19 protein-coding genes are annotated in these 18,190 nt (G+C 71.5%); 5 read left to right on the plus strand and 14 right to left on the minus strand.

The genetic code is table 11. The features are described from left to right. Positions 1-30 precede the first annotated feature (30 nt). The gene (locus ACZ58V_RS18605) at positions 31-1,509 is read right to left on the minus strand and encodes a sugar transferase (RefSeq protein ID WP_471290877.1); all 1,479 of its coding nucleotides are present in this window, start codon (positions 1,507-1,509) and stop codon (positions 31-33) included. A gap of 379 nt (positions 1,510-1,888) precedes the next feature. Between ACZ58V_RS18605 and ACZ58V_RS18610 the strand changes: the two genes are divergently transcribed. Then, entirely contained in the window at positions 1,889-2,452 is a 564-nt protein-coding gene (locus ACZ58V_RS18610) for a dihydrofolate reductase family protein (protein WP_468188574.1), read from the plus strand. Here the strand turns inward: ACZ58V_RS18610 and ACZ58V_RS18615 are convergent. The 3 genes from ACZ58V_RS18615 to ACZ58V_RS18625 are packed head-to-tail and all read right to left on the minus strand — an operon-like array spanning position 2,449 to position 6,778. Next, the gene (locus tag ACZ58V_RS18615; protein ID WP_471290879.1) at positions 2,449-3,348 is read right to left on the minus strand and encodes an LLM class F420-dependent oxidoreductase; all 900 of its coding nucleotides are present in this window, start codon (positions 3,346-3,348) and stop codon (positions 2,449-2,451) included. The two genes, ACZ58V_RS18610 and ACZ58V_RS18615, sit on opposite strands and share 4 nt — an antisense overlap. Positions 3,349-3,394: 46 nt before the next feature. Next, positions 3,395-5,962, minus strand: coding sequence for an ABC transporter permease (locus ACZ58V_RS18620; protein ID WP_471290881.1), 2,568 nt, complete (start codon positions 5,960-5,962; stop codon positions 3,395-3,397). Positions 5,963-5,965: 3 nt separating this feature from the next. Then, a complete protein-coding gene (locus ACZ58V_RS18625) occupies positions 5,966-6,778 on the minus strand; it encodes an ABC transporter ATP-binding protein (protein WP_471290882.1) in 813 nt (270 codons plus the stop codon). A 136-nt stretch (positions 6,779-6,914) separates the two neighbouring features. Between ACZ58V_RS18625 and ACZ58V_RS18630 the strand changes: the two genes are divergently transcribed. Both ACZ58V_RS18630 and ACZ58V_RS18635 read left to right on the plus strand, forming a co-directional pair. Next, positions 6,915-7,154 (plus strand): toxin-antitoxin system HicB family antitoxin, encoded by a 240-nt coding sequence (locus ACZ58V_RS18630; protein ID WP_184599608.1) that lies wholly within the window; start codon positions 6,915-6,917, stop codon positions 7,152-7,154. A 4-nt stretch (positions 7,155-7,158) separates the two neighbouring features. Continuing rightward, positions 7,159-7,533, plus strand: coding sequence for a fic family toxin-antitoxin system, toxin component (locus ACZ58V_RS18635; RefSeq protein WP_189724416.1), 375 nt, complete (start codon positions 7,159-7,161; stop codon positions 7,531-7,533). On the opposite strand, the gene ACZ58V_RS18640 is transcribed toward ACZ58V_RS18635, so the two are convergent. The 6 genes from ACZ58V_RS18640 to bioB all read right to left on the minus strand — a co-directional run bounded on the left by ACZ58V_RS18640 (position 7,534) and on the right by bioB (position 13,394). Further along, the gene (locus ACZ58V_RS18640) at positions 7,534-8,208 is read right to left on the minus strand and encodes a class I SAM-dependent methyltransferase (protein ID WP_471290885.1); all 675 of its coding nucleotides are present in this window, start codon (positions 8,206-8,208) and stop codon (positions 7,534-7,536) included. It lies immediately after the preceding gene. A gap of 78 nt (positions 8,209-8,286) precedes the next feature. Further along, a complete protein-coding gene (locus ACZ58V_RS18645; protein WP_471290887.1) occupies positions 8,287-9,216 on the minus strand; it encodes an endonuclease/exonuclease/phosphatase family protein in 930 nt (309 codons plus the stop codon). An 8-nt stretch (positions 9,217-9,224) separates the two neighbouring features. Beyond that, on the minus strand, positions 9,225-10,124 hold the full coding sequence (gene bla, locus ACZ58V_RS18650; RefSeq protein ID WP_468188587.1) for a class A beta-lactamase: 900 nt from the start codon (positions 10,122-10,124) through the stop codon (positions 9,225-9,227). Between the two features lie 82 nt (positions 10,125-10,206). Beyond that, positions 10,207-10,932: a dethiobiotin synthase gene (gene bioD / locus ACZ58V_RS18655; protein WP_468188589.1), complete on the minus strand. Its 726-nt coding sequence runs from the start codon at positions 10,930-10,932 to the stop codon at positions 10,207-10,209. Position 10,933: 1 nt separating this feature from the next. Continuing rightward, entirely contained in the window at positions 10,934-12,214 is a 1,281-nt protein-coding gene (locus ACZ58V_RS18660; RefSeq protein WP_468189546.1) for an adenosylmethionine--8-amino-7-oxononanoate transaminase, read from the minus strand. 7 nt (positions 12,215-12,221) lie between these two features. Continuing rightward, positions 12,222-13,394 carry a biotin synthase BioB gene (bioB, locus tag ACZ58V_RS18665; RefSeq protein ID WP_468188591.1) on the minus strand — a complete coding sequence of 391 codons (1,173 nt, stop codon included), beginning with the start codon at positions 13,392-13,394 and terminating at the stop codon, positions 12,222-12,224. A 151-nt stretch (positions 13,395-13,545) separates the two neighbouring features. Here bioB and ACZ58V_RS18670 point away from each other — a divergent pair, with 151 nt between their 5' ends. Then, positions 13,546-14,673: an 8-amino-7-oxononanoate synthase gene (locus ACZ58V_RS18670; protein ID WP_468188593.1), complete on the plus strand. Its 1,128-nt coding sequence runs from the start codon at positions 13,546-13,548 to the stop codon at positions 14,671-14,673. 66 nt (positions 14,674-14,739) lie between these two features. Here the strand turns inward: ACZ58V_RS18670 and ACZ58V_RS18675 are convergent, their stop codons facing one another. Continuing rightward, positions 14,740-14,970 (minus strand): DUF397 domain-containing protein, encoded by a 231-nt coding sequence (locus ACZ58V_RS18675; protein ID WP_468188595.1) that lies wholly within the window; start codon positions 14,968-14,970, stop codon positions 14,740-14,742. A 9-nt stretch (positions 14,971-14,979) separates the two neighbouring features. After that, a complete protein-coding gene (locus tag ACZ58V_RS18680; protein ID WP_471290889.1) occupies positions 14,980-15,840 on the minus strand; it encodes a helix-turn-helix domain-containing protein in 861 nt (286 codons plus the stop codon). A 213-nt stretch (positions 15,841-16,053) separates the two neighbouring features. Here ACZ58V_RS18680 and ACZ58V_RS18685 point away from each other — a divergent pair, with 213 nt between their 5' ends. Beyond that, complete coding sequence (locus ACZ58V_RS18685) at positions 16,054-16,512, plus strand: ATP-binding protein (protein ID WP_471290891.1); 459 nt, start codon at positions 16,054-16,056, stop codon at positions 16,510-16,512. A 328-nt stretch (positions 16,513-16,840) separates the two neighbouring features. On the opposite strand, the gene ACZ58V_RS18690 is transcribed toward ACZ58V_RS18685, so the two are convergent. Continuing rightward, on the minus strand, positions 16,841-17,314 hold the full coding sequence (locus tag ACZ58V_RS18690; protein ID WP_391108292.1) for a C40 family peptidase: 474 nt from the start codon (positions 17,312-17,314) through the stop codon (positions 16,841-16,843). 561 nt (positions 17,315-17,875) lie between these two features. Next, positions 17,876-18,184, minus strand: coding sequence for a hypothetical protein (locus ACZ58V_RS18695; RefSeq protein WP_468188601.1), 309 nt, complete (start codon positions 18,182-18,184; stop codon positions 17,876-17,878). Positions 18,185-18,190 lie beyond the last annotated feature (6 nt).

The raw sequence follows: 18,190 nt of genomic DNA on the forward strand, positions 1-18,190 counted from the left end.
GCGCGTCGGCCCTCCGACGACCCCCGCGCATCAGTACGCCCCCTGCCCGTGGAGCACCGCACGCAGCGTCTTCCACAAGATCACTGTGTCCAGGGCGAGCGACCAGTCCTCCACGTACCGCAGGTCCAGCCGGACCGCCTCCTCCCACGACAGGTCGCTGCGTCCGCTGATCTGCCACAGGCCGGTGAGTCCGGGCTTGACGAGCAGCCGCCGCCGGATGTCCGGGCCGTACGCGGCGGACTCCTCCGGCAACGGAGGCCGCGGACCGACGAGCGACATCGATCCGGTCAGCACGTTGAAGAGCTGCGGGAGTTCGTCGAGCGAGTACCGGCGCAGCACCGCTCCCACCCGGGTCACCCGCGGATCCTGGTGGAGCTTGAACAGCAGGCCGGCGCCCTCGTTGCGGTCGGCCAGCTCGGCACGTGCCCCGTGAGCCCCGGCGACCATGGTGCGGAACTTGAGAATGGTGAACTCGCGGCCGTCCTTGCCGACCCTGCGCTGGCGGTAGAACGCCCCGCCTCGGCTGTCCACCAGCACGAGCAGCCCGACGACCAGCATCAGCGGCGCGAACAACATCAGCAGAATCGTTGCGCCTATCCGGTCGACGACCCCTTTGACCGCCCGGCGGCCCCCGGTGAAGGTCGGCATGCTGACCCGCAGCAACGGGATCCCGAGCACCGCGTCGACGTGCAGCCGCGGGCCGGCCACCTCCATCAGCACGGGGGCCACGACCATCTCGGCGTCGCTGCCCTCGAGGTTCCAGGCCAGCCGCTGCAGCCGGTCCGGCGACCAGTGCGGGTCCGGTGTGATCGCCACGACCCGGTAGCCGTCGCGGCGGACGTGGCCCGCGACGTCCGCCAGCCGGCCGACGACCGGCACTCCGTCCAGCTGGTCACCGCCCGGCCCGAGACCGTCCGTCGTGCACACCGCGTCCACCCGCCAGCCGAGGTGCGGGAACTTACGGGTCCGGGTGATCAGGTCGTGCACGGTGGCCGGGCTCCCGGCGGCGAGCACCGGTCTCAGGCACCGGCCTTCATTGCGCTGTTTGTGCAGCCAGAGGCGCAGCAGATACCGCGCGGTCATGGTGACGAGCGCGATCGCGGGGATCGCGACGAAGATCCAGAGCTTGATGTTGCGCGAGGTGAGTGCGATGCCGCCGAGCGCCAGTACGACGGTCGCCGCGAACAGCGAGCGTCCGAGCCGGCGGAATTCCTCAGCGCCCTGGCCGAGTACGGCCGGCGCCCACGCCCGGCCCACCGCGAGCGCCCCCAGCACCAGCAGCTCGGTGCCGAAGGCGAGGATTCCCCACTTCTCGTGCCAGTTGGCCGCGTCCCGCGCCCCGAAGAAGTTGCCGATCGCCGCCACCACGATGGCGGTGGCCACGGTATCGGTGGTGATCACGGTACGGCGGTACCGCTGCTCCCAGTCGATCGCGGGCTGATCGATCGCCCCGTCCGCCAGACGCCCGCGTGCTGACGGATACGGGCTGGCTAATCCCCCTTGCCGCACAGAACCCCCCCGGTCCCCAGTGGCTCGACGTGCTCGCCCGACACTGTTCCTCCCCCTCCGGGAGGCCCCCGCCCCCCGCGCCGTTCACCCCCAGGGAGGCCCCCGCCTCCCTCGTCGTGCGCATGACATCCCAGCGCTCGCAGGGCTGCCTGAACAACCCGCCCCGGCGGCAGCGGACCCGCCCGTCCCACCGGCTCTATACAGCGCTGGACCTATTGATCATTAAGGGTCGCCTCGTGCCCGAACAGCTGAAGCACGGTCAATCTAGACCATCGGGGCCAGTATGGAGAGAGGGTGTGTGCAATTTGTGTTCAAGCTTTGAGGGTGGATGCATCGATCGGCGACCGCCTGTCGAACCCGTTACCGAGGAGGACTGCTGATGCGCAGCGTGACCTATTCGATGAGCGTCTCACTCGACGGCTACATCGTCGGCCCGGACGGCGGGTTCGACTGGACGGTGCCCGGCGAGGATGTCTTCCGCTTCTGGATCGACGAGATCCGGGATGTCGGCGTCCACCTGCTGGGACGACGGCTGTACGAAACGATGCTGTACTGGGAGACCGCCGACCAGGATGCATCGCTCGACGACGCAGGGCTCGAGTGGGCCGCGCTCTGGAACCCGCTCCCCAAGGTGGTGTTCTCCACCACGCTGTCGACGGTGCAGGGCCAGGCCCGCCTGGCCTCCGGCGGCGTGGCGGAGGAGATCGAGCGGTTGCGGGCCGAGCCGGGGGAGGGCGAGATCGCGATCGGCGGCGCGACGCTCGCCGCCGAGGCGGCCGGGGCGGGCCTGATCGACGAGTACCGGGCCATGGTCTACCCGGTGCTGCTCGGCGGTGGCATCCCGTTCTTCCCCCGGCACGAGCGCCGGGTGGATCTCGAACTCGTCGAGACCCGCACCTTCAGCTCGAGCGTCGTCTACCTCCGCCACCGCGTGGCGCGCTAGCCGGCTCCACCCCCGCGCAACCGCTCGATGACCGGCGCGAACGCCTCCATGTACGGCTCCAGGACGGTCAGGTACGTGAAGCCGTAGCGCTCGCGCCGGGCCAGGACCTGGGCGGTGATCTCGTCCGTCGTGCCGACCAGGGTCACCGGAAGGTCCAGTACCTCATCGGCCGTCAGGCCCGGTACGCGGTCCAGCAGCGGCTGGACGGCGGCCTCGCGGTCCTCGGTGCCGATCACCACCTGCACGAGCAGGTTCAGCTCGGCCGGTTCCGCGCGGCCCTCCGCGAACTTCAGATAGCGTGCCACGCGCTCTTCGAGGTCGTCAGGGCTGATCGGCGTCAACTGCCCGGTGGTGCTGCCGGGTGCCGTGCGCGCACCGGTGAACGCCGCTATGTCGGCGTGCTCGGCGGCCAGCCGCAGCATCCGGTCGCCGTTCCCGCCGACCAGCAGCGGCACCCGCGGCCGCTGCGCCGCCCGCGGCTGGTGCTCCTCGGAGGCCAGCAGGCGCTCCAACTCCTCTACCGTGCGCCGCAGATGGTCCACCCGCTCGCCCGGCGAACCGAACGGCAGCCCGGCCGACTCGTGCTCGTCCCGTGCGTAGCCGGTGCCTATCCCGAGCTCCAGGCGCCCGCCCGTCAGCGCGTCCGTCGTCGCCACCTCGCGGGCCAGCAGCGCCGGGTTCCAGAAACCGGCGTTGAGCGTGAACGTGCCGAGCCTCGGCCGCTCGGTCGCCTCGGCCGCCGCCACCAGCGCGGGGAAGGGCGCGGGCATACCCAGATGGTCGGGGACGAGGATCACGTCGTAGCCGAGCTCCTCGGCCCGGCGGCACTTGGCGCGCCACTCCTCGCCAGGGGCGGCCGTGAGCATGTTGATTCCGAAACGGAACGGGCGCGGCATGAACTCTCCTCACCGAGAGGGGACTTGAGTGACTGCCGCGATTCCATCATTCGTGGGCGATGGCCGCCAGTACATTCATGCGGGATGCACGCAACGCCGGCAGCAGCGCCGCCACCACGCCCACCACCGCCGAGCCGATCACCACCGCGACGATCGTGCCCCACGGGATCGCGAGGGCCGTCATGCCCTGGAGCGCCAGCACCTGATGCGTACACACGCCCCACACCAGCCCCAGCGCCAGCCCCAGGACCGCGCCGAACACCGCGATCACCACCGACTCCAGCCGGATCATCCGCCGCAGCTGACGCCGGGCCAGCCCGATCGCCCGCAGCAGCCCGATCTCCCGGGTGCGCTCGACGACCGACAGGGCAAGGGTGTTGACCACGCCGAGCACCGCGATGATGATCGCCAGCCCCAGCAGTGCGTACACGAGGTACAGCAGGACGGCGATCTGGTCGTGGACCAGCTGCTTGTAGTCGGCCAGGTCCCGCACCTGCACCTGCGGGTACGGATCCAGGGTCCGCTCCAGGTTCGCGCGCAGGTCGTCGTCGCTCGTGCCGGGCGCGGCGTTGACGTACAGCGCGGAGTCCTGCCCGCCCGGCGCGTACCGCTCCAGGGTGGCGAGCCCGAAGTAGAGACCGCCCTGGGTGCCGAACCCCTCGGCGGAGTCCTGGTCGGTGAGGGCCCCGACCTTCAGCTCGGCCGACCGTCCGCCCTGGAACTCCACCGGGACGGTGCTGCCCACCCGCACCCCGTGGTCGCGCGCGAAGTCCCGGTCCATGGCCAGGCGCCCGTCCGCCAGCGCCGCCGCGGAGTCCCCTTGGACGTACGTGATGTTGGCGACCTCGTCGAGCCGCGAATCGTATGCCGCGGCGGTCGTCTCCACGCGGTCGCCGTCCGGCAGCCGCACCGCGACCGGGGTGAACCGCCCCCGCACGACCAGGCCCACGCCGTCGGTGCCGCGCACCTCGTCGGTGACCTCCTTCGGGAACGGCAGGAAGTTGGTGTTCTGGATCACGAAGTCGGCGCCCAGCGTCTTGTCGATCTGCTGGTCGAACGACCTGGTCATCGAGGCGCTCGCCACCGACATCCCGCCCACCAGGGCGAGACCCACCATCAGGGCCGCCGCGGTCGCCCCCGTACGGCGGGGATTGCGCAGGGCGTTGCGCTGGCTCATCCGGCCGATCGACCCGAACAGCGCGGGGAAGGCCGCGCCGAGCACCCGGATCACCGGGCGCACCAGCAGCGGACCGGCGATCACGGTGGCGATCAGGGTCAGGACGACACCGAGCCCCAGCAGGGACGCCGCCGACGAGGTCCGGGTCGCCGCCGCGCACCCCGCGAGCGCCGCCGCCCCGGCCGCCCCGACGATCGCGCCCGCCACCGCGCGCATCCGCAGCGGCCGGCCCACCCCGGCGACCTCGGCGTCCGAGAGCGCGGCCATCGGCGAGACCCCCGCGGCCCGCCGCGCCGGGAGGTACGCGGCGACGAAGGTGACCCCGAGTCCGACGACGTACGCCGTCACGGGCGTCACCCAGCCGATGACCATCTCGCCGGCGTCGATGTTCATGCCGAGCAGGCCCATCAGCTCGATGAGACCGGCCGCCAGCCCGATCCCGGCCGCGAGCCCCAGCGTGGAGCCGACCAGACCGAGCAGGAGGGCCTCGACGAGGACCGAGCGTCGGACCTGGCGCCGGTCGGCGCCGAGCGCGCGCAGCAGCCCCAGCTCGCGGGTGCGCTGGGCGATGAGCATGGAGAAGGTGTTGACGATCAGGAACACCCCCACCAGCACGGCGATCCCGGCGAACCCGACCATCACGTACTTGATGACGTCGAGGAATCCGCCCAGCTGCTCGACGTCCGACTCGGCCTGCTCGCCGGCCGTCCTGAAGTCGTAGGTGTGCGCGCCCAGCGCGGCGGACACGCGCTGCTTGAGCTGCGCGTCGCTGACCCCGTCGGCGGCGTCGACCGAGATGCTGGTGGCGCCCCCGGGGCTGCCCAGCAGTTTCGTCTGCGCGGTCCGGGTGTCGAAGAAGACCAGGGCGGCGCCGGGGTTGGTGGTGGTGAACGTGACGATGCCGACGACCCTGACCTTGAACGAACCGGGCGGCGCGATCACGGTGAGGGTGTCCCCGATGCGCACGTCCTTGCGGTCGGCGGTCTCCGAGTCGAGCAGCGCCTGGGCGGGCCCGCGCGGGGTGTGACCGGAGGTCAGCTCCACGGGGCTGCGCTCGGTGGGATTCCAGGCGGTGCCGAGCGTGGGTGCCCCGGTGGTCGGGCCCACCGGCTCGTTCTTCTCGTCGGCGACCGTGAGGCCGTCCACGTCCACCTCGGCGCGCGCCGCCGCGACCCCGTCGACCTGCCGCACGCGTGCGGCGAGCGCGGCCGGAAGGGTGGCCGTCCGGCCGGAGGGCACGGCCTCGTCGAGGTCCTCCTTCGGGCTGACCGTGACATCGGCCGCGGTGGAGGCGAACAGCCGGTCGAACGTACGGCTGACCGTGTCCGAGAAGATCAGGCTGCCCGCGACGAACGCGACGGACAGCAGGACGGCGAGCGCGGAGAGCAGCAGCCGCCCCTTGTGCGCCAGGAAGCTTCTCAGGGTCGCCTTGAGCACGGGTCAGTTCTCCTCGGCGGACGGGGTGTCCTCGAACCGGGTGCGGATCGAGTCGAACCTCTTCATGCGTTCCAGCACGGCCTCCGCCGTGGGCCGCTGCATCTCGTCGACGATCCGCCCGTCCCCGAGGAAGAGCACCAGGTCCGAGTGGGCGGCGGCCCCCGGGTCGTGGGTGACCATGACGACCGTCTGGCCCAGCTGGTCCACCGCCTCGCGCAGAAAGCCGAGCACCTCCAGGCCGGCGCGTGAGTCGAGGTTGCCCGTCGGCTCGTCCGCGAAGATCAGCTCGGGCCGCGAGGCCAGGGCCCGCGCACAGGCCACGCGCTGCTGCTGGCCCCCGGAGAGCTGCGACGGCCGGTGCCTGAGCCGGTCCCGCAGGCCCAGGGTGTCGATGACCTGGTCCAGCCACTTCTCGTCGGGCTTCCTGCCCGCGATGTCCATGGGCAGGGTGATGTTCTCCAGCGCGTTCAGGGTCGGGATGAGGTTGAACGACTGGAACATGAACCCGATCCGGTCCCGGCGCAGCCGCGTCAGCTCGCGCTCCTTCAGCCCCGTGATCTCCGTGTCGCCGAGCCACACCTGGCCGGCCGAGACGGTGTCGAGCCCCGCCAGGCAGTGCATCAGCGTGGACTTGCCGGAGCCCGACGGCCCCATCACCGCGGTGAACCGGCCCCGCGCGACATCCACGTCCACCGAGTCGAGCGCGAGCACGGTCGTCTCGCCCGAGCCGTACGCCTTGGTCAGACCGCGGGCGCGGGCCGCGATCCCGTCGGCCGACGCCAGGCCGGGGGCGTGCTCCGCAGCAGGTGTGGACAAGGCCGCCTCCTCGGGGTGGATGTCCGGACTTCGTCGTCTTGCCCGAGGGTAATGTGACGCGGCCCACACTCGGTATCCTCCGCGAGTCGGAGTCCCGGCCTTGCGGGTGCTAGCACTCACGCGCTAGCTTCGAGGTATGGCGAAGACCCAGCTGAACGTGCGAGTCGACGAGGGCACCGCCCGAGCCGCCCGCGAACGCGCCCTGGCCCGCGGCATGAGCGTCAACCGCTACATCGAAGAGCTGGTCAGACAGGACACCGGCGAGGTGGGCCACACCTTCGTGGAGGCCGCCGCCGACTTCATGAAGCAGTACGAGTCCGTCTTCGCCGACGAATTCGGCGTCGACCGTGAGGGCACGCGCGAAGGTCGTCACTGATCCCTTGAACAACCTCGAGATCGATCTCGCCTGGCTGCTGATGCTCGCCGAGCACAAGACCCCGGGAGACCCCCAGGTCACCGACTGGGGAGCCCTCGTCGCCGCCGTCGCACGCCACCAGGCCGCCATATTCGACGTCCCCGTCTACGACAGCCCGCACGCCCGCGCCGCCGCGCTGCTCCAGCTCCTGATCCACGTCCCCGCGCTGGAACGCTCCAACGCCCTGTTCGCCTCCGCCGTCGCCTACGCGTACCTGGTCGCCAGCGGCGCCAAGGTCGTCACCTCGCCCGAGCAGGTCCGCGACCTCGCCAAGCTGGTCAAGAGCGGCGAGGCATCCGTACGGGACATCGAGCAGCAGCTGCGCCAGTGGAGCCTGTGACTAGGAGCCGACCGGGCGCCATGCCGTGCCCAGCACGCAGTACGAAGCGGGCAGGGCCGGTCCCTGCTCCGGCATCAGCACCTGCCGGTAGGGGCCGAGTTCGAAACCGGCGTCGCGCAGCGCCCGCACCGGCTCCCGCGACAGATGGCAGCCCCCGTTCAGCGCCGGCCACACCGTCAGGTCCAGCGCGCGCTGGCTGAAGGTCATCACCCGGCCGCCGCCCCGGCCGTGCTCGAAGAACCGCACCTCACCGCCCGGCCGCAGCACCCGCCGGAGCTCCCCGAGCGCCCGGGGCACGTCCCGCACACTGCACAGCACCAGCGACACCACCGCCGCGTCGAAGCCCTCGCTCTTGACCGGCAGCGCCTCGGCCGCGCCCGGCACCACGTCCACCGGCACCTCGGCGCGCAGGGCGGCCTCCACGGCCAGCTGCCGCAGCCGCCGCTCCGGTTCGATGGCCACCACCTCCGAGACGGTGCCCGGGTAGTGCGCGAAGTTCAGCCCGTTGCCCGCGCCGATCTCGAGCACCCGCCCGGACAGCCCGTCGAGCAGTCTCCCGCGCACCCTGCCCATGCCCATCCGGGTCTCGGCGGCGACGCTGATCCGGGCGTAGTAGCGGGCGAACAGCGGATGGTGCACGGCATCCCGCGGCACCTTGCCGGAGCGGAGCGGCATGGGGACCTCCCTGCTAGGCGGACCTACCAGGATTGTCCCCCGCGCGGCCCCGGCGCACCCCTGCCGCCCACAACGCGACTAGGCCAGACGGACCCGGCCGAGCACCGGAAGATGATCACTCCCGGTCGCGTCCAGGGCGGACACCTCCGTCACCTCGGCTCCTCTCCCCAGCACCTGGTCGATCCGCGCCACCGGGAAGGAGGCCGGCCAGCTGAACGCGAACCCCGTGGGAGGGGCGTCCAGTTGGGAGGTGAGCGGTCCGAGTCCCCGGTCCCGCACCGTGCCGTTGAGGTCGCCGACCACCAGGAGCCGTCCGGCCGGGTCGTCCGAGATCCGTGCCCCGAGCAGTGCCGCGCTCTCGTCACGGGCCGCCGACGCCAGACCCGTCGGGCCCAGCCGGACGGACGGCAGATGGACCACATACACCGCGAACTCTCCGCCCGGCGCGGACACCGTGGCCCGCAGGCCGCGCTGCCAGCTCTCCGGAAAGCCTTCCGGCCGGATGTCCACGGGCCGCACGTCCGACAGGGGCCAGGCCGACCACAGGCCCACCGTGCCGTGGACCGCCCGGTGCGGCCGGGAGCCGCCCAGGACGTCCTGGTACGCGGGCCGTGCGGCGGGCGTCAGTTCCTCGACGGCCACCAGCTCCGCACCCGTGGCGAGCAGAGCCCGCGCGGTGCCGGAGTGGTCGGCGTTGTCATCGGCCACGTTGTGCTGGACCACCGTCAGATCGTGCGACTCCGGGGGCGAGGAGAACCACAGCCCGCCGAACATCCAGAACCAGACGGGCACGGGCAAGAGACAGGCGAGCAGCCCCGCCTTCGACCGCTTGAGCGCGGCGAGGCAGCCGAGCAGAGGCACGGCCACGCCCAGCCACGGCAGGAACGTCTCCAGGAGACTTCCGAGGCGCCCGACCCCGTTGGGCACGGCGGAGTGCAGGGCCAGCAGGCCGGCGACACCGACGGCGCCCGCGACGAGCCAGGCGTCCCACGACCGCCCGCCTCTCACCCGCACTCCTAGCCGAGTTCCGACGCCAGCACCGCGGCGGCCCCGGCCACCAGCGGGTTGTCGGCCAGGGCGTCCTCCTCCGGCTGGGTGGTCAGGACGGACATCACGATCGGCGGACCGTCCGGCGGCCAGGTGATGCCCACGTCGTTGTTGGTGCCGTACCGTCCTCCGCCGGTCTTGTCGGCGACCAGCCAGTCGGCGGGCAGCGCCTTGCGGAACTTCTCGTCGCTCGTGGTGTTGCGGAGCAGCCAGTCCGTGAGCCGTGCGCGGTCCCGGGGCTCCAGAGCGTCGCCGAGCACCAGACGGGCGTAGGTCAGGCCGACGGCGCGCGGGGACGTCGTGTCGGTCACGCGCCACGGTTCCGCGCTGTTGAGCTCGGGCTCCCAGCGGTCCAGCCGGGTGACCGGGTCGCCGATCGAGCGGCAGAAACGCGTGACGGCGGTCGGTCCGCCCAGCTCCACGAGCAGCAGGTTGCCCGCGGTGTTGTCGCTGAAGCGGATGGTGGCGTCGCAGAGTTCGCCGACGGTCATGCCGGTCGCGACGTTCTCCTCGGTGACAGGGGAGTACCCCGACTTCTTGACGTAGTCCTGGGTGTAGTGGATGCGCTTGGCCAGGAACTCGCCGTCGCGGTCGAGATCGCGCAGGACGGCCGCGGCGGCCAGCGTCTTGAACACCGAGGCCATCGGGAAGCGTTCGTCCGCCCGGTAGGACACGGTCCGGCCCGTGCGCAGGTTGCGGGCGTAGACGCCCAGCCGGGCGGTGTGCTCCTGTTCGAGCTCCCTCAGCCGTGCGGTGACGCCGCCCGTACCGGGTAACGCGTGGGCCGTGCCGCCGCCGAGCGAGAGAGCGGCGGCGGCGCCCACGACGAGAGCCGTGCGGCGGGACGGGCGTGAGTGTGTCGGGTGCAAGGTGTTCCCTCCAGAGGTGATCACGTACGTAGTCCAACACGCGATCACGCCTCCGCCGGTTTCACCGCGCGCCCGCCGGGACTCAGGACGCCGGGGGAGCCTCCCGCACCCGGAACGCCTCCGCGTCCCACGTACCGTCCAGGCGAGGCGCAAGCCACTGCGGCGCCGCCGAGCGGAAAGCGGCAGGGGAGAGGGCCCCGGACCCGGCGGGAACGGAGCCCAGCAGCGGCGCTCCGGCCACGTCCGGCAGGTCCACGAGATTGCAGCGCGCGGCGAGATCCGGGGCCGCGGGCCAGCTCCCGATCACGACCCCGGCCAGGTCCAGCCCCCGGGAGCGGAGTGCACGCGCCGTCAGCTCCGTCGTGTTCAGGGTGCCGAGTCCGGCCGGCGCCACGACCAGCACCGGCGCCGACAGCAGCCGGGCCGCGTCCGCCAGGGTGCCGCCGGCCGCGTCGAAGCGTACGAGCAGTCCGCCCGCCCCTTCGACCAGCACCAGGTCGTGCTCGGTGGCCAGCTTCGCGGCGGCCTCCGCGATCTCGTGCGGGTGCACCGGGGCGCGGCCGGCCCGGCGGGCGGCCGTGGCCGGGGCCAACGGCTCGGGGTACCGGGCGAGTTCGGCCGTCGTCACGGCGCCCGCGAGACGCGCGACCTCGGCGGCGTCCCCCGGCTCGTCCGGCCGTACACCCGTCTGCGCGGCCTTCAGCACGGCCACCGAACGGCCCGCCGCCCTCGCCGTCGCGGCGACGGCGGCGGTCACGACCGTCTTGCCGACCTCCGTGCCCGTGCCCGTGATCACCAGTACCGTCATGTCATCCCTCCCGCGCCGCCGCGCACACCGCCCGCGCGATCCGCGCCACGTCCGCGTCGCCCGTGACGTACGGCGGCATCGTGTAGATCAGATCGCGGAACGGCCGCAGCCACACGCCCTCGCGTACGGCCGCCTCGGTGGCCGCCTTCATGTCCACGGCGTGGTCCAGCTGCACCACCCCGATCGCGCCGAGGACCCGCACGTCCGTCACCTGCGGCAGGTCCGAGACGGCCGAGAGCCCGTCCCGCAGCCCCGTCTCGATCCGCTTGACCTCCGCGAGCCAGTCCTGGCCGAGCAGCAGCTCGATCGAGGCACAGGCCACGGCCGCCGCCAGCGGATTGCCCATGAAGGTCGGGCCGTGCGCGAGCACCGGCACCTCGCCCCGCGAGATCCCGTCGGCCACCCGCGCGGTGCACAGCGTCGCCGCCATGGTCAGATAGCCGCCGGTCAGTGCCTTGCCCACGCACATCACATCCGGCGTCACGGCCGCGTGCTCCGCCGCGAACAGCGCGCCCGTACGGCCGAACCCGGTCGCGATCTCGTCGAACACCAGCAGCACGTCGTGCGCGTCGCACGCCTCGCGCAGCACCCGCAGATACGCGGGGGAGTGGAACCGCATCCCGCCCGCGCCCTGCACCACCGGCTCGACGATCACCGCCGCCAGCTCGTCGGCGTGCCGCTCGACCGTCGTGCGCAGGTGCTCGGCGTAGGCCTCGTCGTACTCGGCGGGCGGCGGGTCCGCGAACACCTGACGCTGGAGCACCCCGGTCCACAGCTCGTGCATCCCGCCCTCGGGATCGCACACCGACATCGGCTGCCAGGTGTCCCCGTGGTAGCCGCCGCGCCAGGTCAGCAGCCGGCGCTTGCCGGGACGGCCCAGCGAACGCCAGTACTGCAGGCACATCTTGACCGCGACCTCGACCGACACGGACCCCGAGTCGGAGAGGAAGACATGTTCGAGGCCGTCGGGTGACATGTCGACAAGGAGCTTCGCCAGTCGTACGGCGGGCTCGTGGGTGAGCCCGCCGAACATCACATGGCTCATGCGCTCCAGTTGCCCGCGCGCCGCCTCGTTGAGCACCGGGTGGTTGTAGCCGTGGATCGCCGACCACCAGGACGACATGCCGTCGACCAGCTCTCCCGAGCCGTCGGCGAGCCGCAGGCGCACCCCGCTCGCCGAGTCCACGACGAGCGGTTCCTGCCGTCCGGGCATCGGGCCGTACGGATGCCACACATGCCGCCGGTCGAGCTCCAGCAGCTCGGGCACCGTCAGCTCGGGCACCGTCCGCTCAGGCATTGGGCGCGAGGTCCGTTCCGGCGCCTCGGCGGCGGACGGCGACCAGGTCGGTACGGGCATCGGCGGCCGTACGAGGCTCGGAGACCTCCGGGGCGGCGTCGGAACCGCAGCCTCCGCCGCCGTCCGAGCCGCAGACCCCGCCGCCGTCGTGGCAGCCGCCGCCCCGGTGCTCGGGCAGCGTCACCTGGTCGGTGCCCTCCACCTCGAACCCGGCGTCCGCGATCATCTCGAGGTCGGCCTTGCCCGCCTGGCCCTCGGTGGTCAGGTAGTCGCCGAGGAAGATCGAGTTGGCCAGGTGCAGGGCGACCGGCTGCATCGAGCGCAGATGGACCTCCCGGCCGCCCGCGATGCGCACCTCGACGTCCGGGCACACGAAGCGCACCATCGCCAGGATCCTGAGGCAGCGCTGCGGGGTGAGGTTCCACTCCTTGGCCAGCGGAGTGCCGTCGACCGGGATCAGAAAGTTGACCGGAACCGAGTCCGGGTCCAGCTCGCGCAGCGAGTAGACGACGTCCACCAGGTCCTCGTCCGACTCGCCCATGCCGGCGATCAGCCCGGAGCAGGCGGAGAGGCCTGCCGCGTGCGCCTTCTCGACCGTGTCCACGCGGTCGGCGTAGGTGTGCGTGGTCGTGATCTCCCCGTACGTCGCCTCGGACGTGTTGAGGTTGTGGTTGTAGGCGTCGGCGCCCGCCTCGCGCAGCCGCTCGGCCTGCCCGTCGGAGAGCAGTCCGAGACAGGCGCACACCTCGACGCCCTCGTTGCTCTCCTTGATGGCCTTGATCGTGTCGGAGACCCGGTCCACGTCCCGGTCGGTCGGACCGCGCCCGCTGGCTACCAGGCACACGCGCTTGGCGCCCCCGGCCACACCGGCCGCCGCCGCGTCGGAGGCCTGGTCGGGTTTGAGCCAGGTGTACTTCAGGATCCCGGCCTGGGAGCCGAGCCGCTGCGAACAGTAGGAGCAGTCCTCGGGACACAGGCCGGACTTCAGGTTGACGAGATAGTTGAGTTTCACCCGTCGGCCGAACCAGTGCCGGCGCACCTTCCCGGCCGCGGCCACCACATCGAGCAGGTCGTCGTCGGACGTCGCGAGGACGGCCAGTGCCTCTTCGCGGGTCGGCAGCTCGCGCCGAAGCCCCTTGTCCACCAGCGTGTTCAGCAGGTCCATGAGAGCCGATCCTGTCCTACGGACCCGCTCCGGGCCAAGGAGAGTTCGTACAACAGAGTCGCTTCGAGGTGTGGGTATTGCCACATACTGACCTGCTGGTGGTCCCGCTAGTGTCTGTGCACTGCCTACAAATTCTCCCGGAGGACCACCCATGGCGTTCGGCTGGATCGACGAGCAGGCGCGGGTGCGTCGCCGCGCCGGACTCGTACGGACTCTGCGCCCCCGTCCGGCAGCCTCACCGCTCCTCGATCTGGCGAGCAACGACTACCTGGGGCTGGCCCGGCACCCCGAGGTCACCGAGGGCGCGGCCCGTGCCGCGCGGGTCTGGGGCGGCGGTTCCACCGGCTCCCGGCTCGTCACCGGCAGCACCGAGCTGCACGCGGAACTGGAACGGGAACTGGCCGAATTCTGCGGTGCCGAGGCTGCCCTCGTCTTCTCCTCCGGCTACGCGGCCAACCTCGCGGCGGTCACCGCGCTGGCCCCGCACGGCTCTCTGATTGTCTCCGACGCGGGCAACCACGCCTCGCTCATCGACGGCTGCCGGCTGGCCCGCGGCACAACCCAGGTGGTGGCGCACGCCGAGCCGGACGCCGTGCGCAAGGCACTCTCGACACACGAGGGCGCGGCGATCACGGTGTCCGACACGGTCTTCTCGGTCGACGGAGACGCGGCCCCGCTCGCGGCCCTCGCCGCGGCCTGCCGGGAGCACGGTGCCGGGCTGGTGGTCGACGACGCCCACGGCCTGGGCGTCCTCGGCGACGGCGGCCGGGGCGGCCCGCACGCGGCGGGGCTCGCGGGCGCCGACGACATCGTCGTCACGGTCACGCTGTCCAAGTCGCTCGGCAGCCAGGGCGGAGCCGTCCTCGGCCCCGCCCGGGTGATCGACCACCTGGTCAACGCGGCACGGACGTTCATCTTCGACACCGGACTCGCCCCCGCGGCGGCGGGGGCGGCCCTGTCGGCCCTGCGGCTGCTGCGCCGTGAGCCGGAGAGGGCGGCACGGGCCCGCGCGGTGGCGGGCGAACTGCACGCACGCCTGACCGCCGCGGGTCTGGAAGCGGTACGTCCGGACGCCGCGGTGGTCTCGGTGCGTGCGCCCTCTCCCGAGGACGCCGTGCGCTGGGCGGCCGAGTGCCGCGCGGCGGGCCTGGCCGTGGGCTGCTTCCGTCCTCCATCCGTGCCCGACGGCATCTCACGACTCAGGCTGACCGCCCGCGCGGACCTGACCGGGGAACAGATCGAACGCGCTGTACGGCTGATCGGCGAGACGCGGCCATGAGTCGGCGTGACACGGCCGTGCGTCACACGATGAAGGACTGAACGATGAGGGACTGATCAGAAACGGTCAGATGCGGTCGACCGCGGCTGTGAACTCCGCCCAGCTCCTCGATGAGAAGAGCAGCGCGGGCCCGGCCGGGTCCTTGGAGTCGCGCACGGCGAGCAGTCCGGCCCAGGGCGGGGCGTCCGGACACGCGGTCTCGACGCAGTTGTTCGCGCCGGTGCTGTAGCTGCTGCGCAACCACCGCACACCGTGCAGTTCGATGCTTGAGGGGACATGACGAGGCAGTGCACGCATGGTGCCTCCTTACGCGCCGGCGGCTGTCCCGGCGATGAAATCCAACGAGTCCTCGGGCGAAAGGGCGTGGATCTGAAGGGCGTTGAAGGCCTCCGTGTAGGCCTGGAGGTCTTCTTTCCGTTCGAGGTAGAGGCTACTCGTCAAGTGGTCGAGAACAACTACGTTCAGATCAGAAGTGCTCGAAAATGAGAAGACAACGAAAGGGCCGGTGACACCGATGTGTGCCCCGGCGGCGAACGGCAGTACCTGGAGCCGCACTTGGGGCAGGCGCGCGGCCTCGACCAGGCGTTCCAGCTGCCGGGACATGACCCCGGGCCCGCCCACCTCCCGCCGCAGCACGGCCTCGTCCAGGACGGCGCTCAGTTCCAGCGGCGGATCAGCGCGCAGCACGTCCTGCCGGGCCAGCCGCACCTCGACCAGCGTGTCGAGCCGGTCCTCCGGCAGTCCCTCCACCGCGGCCTTCGTCACCGCACGCGCGTACTCGGGCGTCTGGAGCAGCCCCGGGACGACGGTGGTCTCCAGTGTGCGCATGGCGGTGGCCTGGGACTCCAGGCTGATGAAGTCCCGGTAGGTCGGAGGGAGCACCCCGCGGTAGGCGTGCCACCAGTGGTGCCGGCCGCTCCCGTCGTCGGATTCAGCCAACACCAGGAGCAGCTCGCGAAGTTGGGAGTCCACCACACCGTAGGCGTCGAGAAGTAACCGCACATCGGGCGGTTTCACCCCGCTCGTGCCCGTCTCGATCCGGCTGACCTTGGACTGATGCCAGCCCACCAGCCGGGCGGCCTCACCGCTGGTGAGACCCGCCGAAGTGCGCAGCGCGCGCAGTTCGGCGCCCAGTTTCCGGCGGCGCACCGCGGGACCGTGCTGCATGGGCTTCTCCTTACTCCTTCCGAGCCACCCACATACGGTCTCGCGTCGTAGAGTTCACCGCTTTGGGCGACAGATATATGCATATCTTGGTGGATCGCCGCCCGTCGCGGGTGTTCTGGTGGCACTCTGGCGGCGAAGCACCAGTCCGGGACCGTACTCGAACCGTCCGCTCCGTGTCGGGCTGCGGTCCCGTGGGAAAGGGACGACGTCGCCATGGCAGACCATTTGGAATCATCCGTCACTCTGCCGAGCGATCCCGCCTCGGTCTCCGCAGCGCGCGCCTACGTGGTGGACACGCTGGTGGAGTGGGGCCTGCCGGCGGACACGGAAGTGTCCGACACCGTCCGGCTGATCATCTCCGAGCTCGCCACCAACGCCGTCCAGCACACCTTCGGGCAGTCGCCCACATTCACGGTGGACGTCGCCCTCGACCGCGACGAACGGCTGCGCATCGGTGTCACGGACAGCCACCCACGGCTCCCCAGACGGCTCCCGGCTGCCGTCCAGCAGGACAACGGCCGCGGCCTGGTCATCATCCGCTGGCTGACCGCCGAATGCGGCGGCAGGCTCAGGATCCGCCCCACCCGTGAGGGCGGCAAGACCATCTCCGTCGAACTTCCCTGGACCGTCCCGGCCCAGCCCATGACGGCGGCGGGACAGCAGGAGCCGTAGCCCCACCGCGGCGCGCCGACTCCGAGCGCGCGCACTCCTCCCACCGGCGTGACCGACGTCCGCGCCGTCCTCTCCCCAAAGCCTGTCACCGCCGTCGCAGCGACGCCTCCCGGCGCGACACTCCTCCCCGGCGCGGCGCTCGGATCCTGACGGCGCCCTGGCGCGCCGCTTCCTCGACAGCGGGCTCCGGTTCCCCCGCAGCCGCCGTTCGATCTCTACGCCCGTCCGGGTGACCCGGACCTCCTGGAGCAGCTCGACCACCATGCGGTCGGCGCGCTGCGGTGGGCGTGCGGCGGCGCGTCTCAGGCAGCGCCGCACGCCCGTGGGATCACTTCACGCGCCCGTACCAGACACTCTTGGTCCAGATCTTCTGCAGCCGCACCACGTCCCCGCTCTTCGGGGAGTGCCAGAGCTTGTTCTTACCCGCGTAGATACCCACGTGGTACACGTTCCGGCCCGAGTGGAAGAACACCAGGTCTCCCGCCTTGCGGTTCTGGGCGGAGATGTGGCGGGTCTTGTTGTACTGCTGGGCGGCCGTGCGCGGCAGCTTCTTGCCGACCTTCTTGAACGAGTACAGCGTGAGGCCCGAGCAGTCGAACCGGTGCGGGCCGGTGGCGCCGTACTTGTAGGGCGATCCCTTCTTCGAGGCCGCTATCTGGAGTGCCTTGGTCGCCGGTGTGGCTGCCGCCGCCTCGGAGGAGAAGCCGGGGGCCACGATCGAGCCGCCCACGGCGGCGATGGTGAGGGCCGAGGCCGTACCGGCCCGGACCATGAGCGACGGGACACGATTGAGCGCAGTCATGCGCAACCCTTCGTCAGCCGCCTGTGAAGGATGACCTGTCGGATTCGGGCTGGCGAAGTTGCCCGGCCGCTGACGCGGCTTCACCCCAAGGGCTGCTCGGGCCCGGTCATGGCGTGACCGTCCCGGCGACCCGTCGTGCTTGGGTCCTCCACTCCTGCCGATCCACTCCTGTCGACCGGTCATCCAGGCGGCGGCAGGACTCGGCGTCCGCCCGGATCGCCCCGCCGCTGTGGCGGGGGCTTGTCGTCAGTCAGGGATCTTGACTGATGGTTGTCATGAAATCCCAACGGAACCGGGGATTTGTGTTGTTACTCACCACTCACCCGTTCGGGTGGACACGTCTGTGTTCGAGCCGGCGTCCACCGTGCCGCGCACCGCCCGACCAGCGACGGAATGTCCAATTCCGATCCTCCGCCGACCGCGTCGCGCAACCGTGACGGTCCAAAAATTGGTGTCCCGTCTACTCCGAACAGCGGTACGTCGTTTGGCCCGTTTCGACTCAGGCCCGGACGCCACGTCGACAGAGCGAGCGTCCTGGCCGATGGATCCGCCGGCTCCGCGTCAACCGACGGACTCCGGGGGCAGGGTGACGCGGGAGGTACGGCGCTCGCCGTCCAGCACCCGCAGTGCCCGGGCCAGTGTGTCGGCGTGCAGTTCCGTCTCGCCCCGCTGGTGCATCAGGGCCAGCGCGTCGCGCAGCGCGGTCGCCTTGCCGACCAGGGCCTGGGCGGCGCGCAGTCCGCGGTAGGTGTCGCCGTGCAGCGCTGGGTTGATCCGGCCGAGCAGGTCCACGACCTCCAGGTAACGGTCGATCAACTCCGCCTCCGCTCGGGTCAGGGCGGGCAGCGGAGGCAGTTCGGGCGGCAGCACCGGCGG

Source organism: Streptomyces sp. NPDC040589 (genome assembly GCF_055594445.1).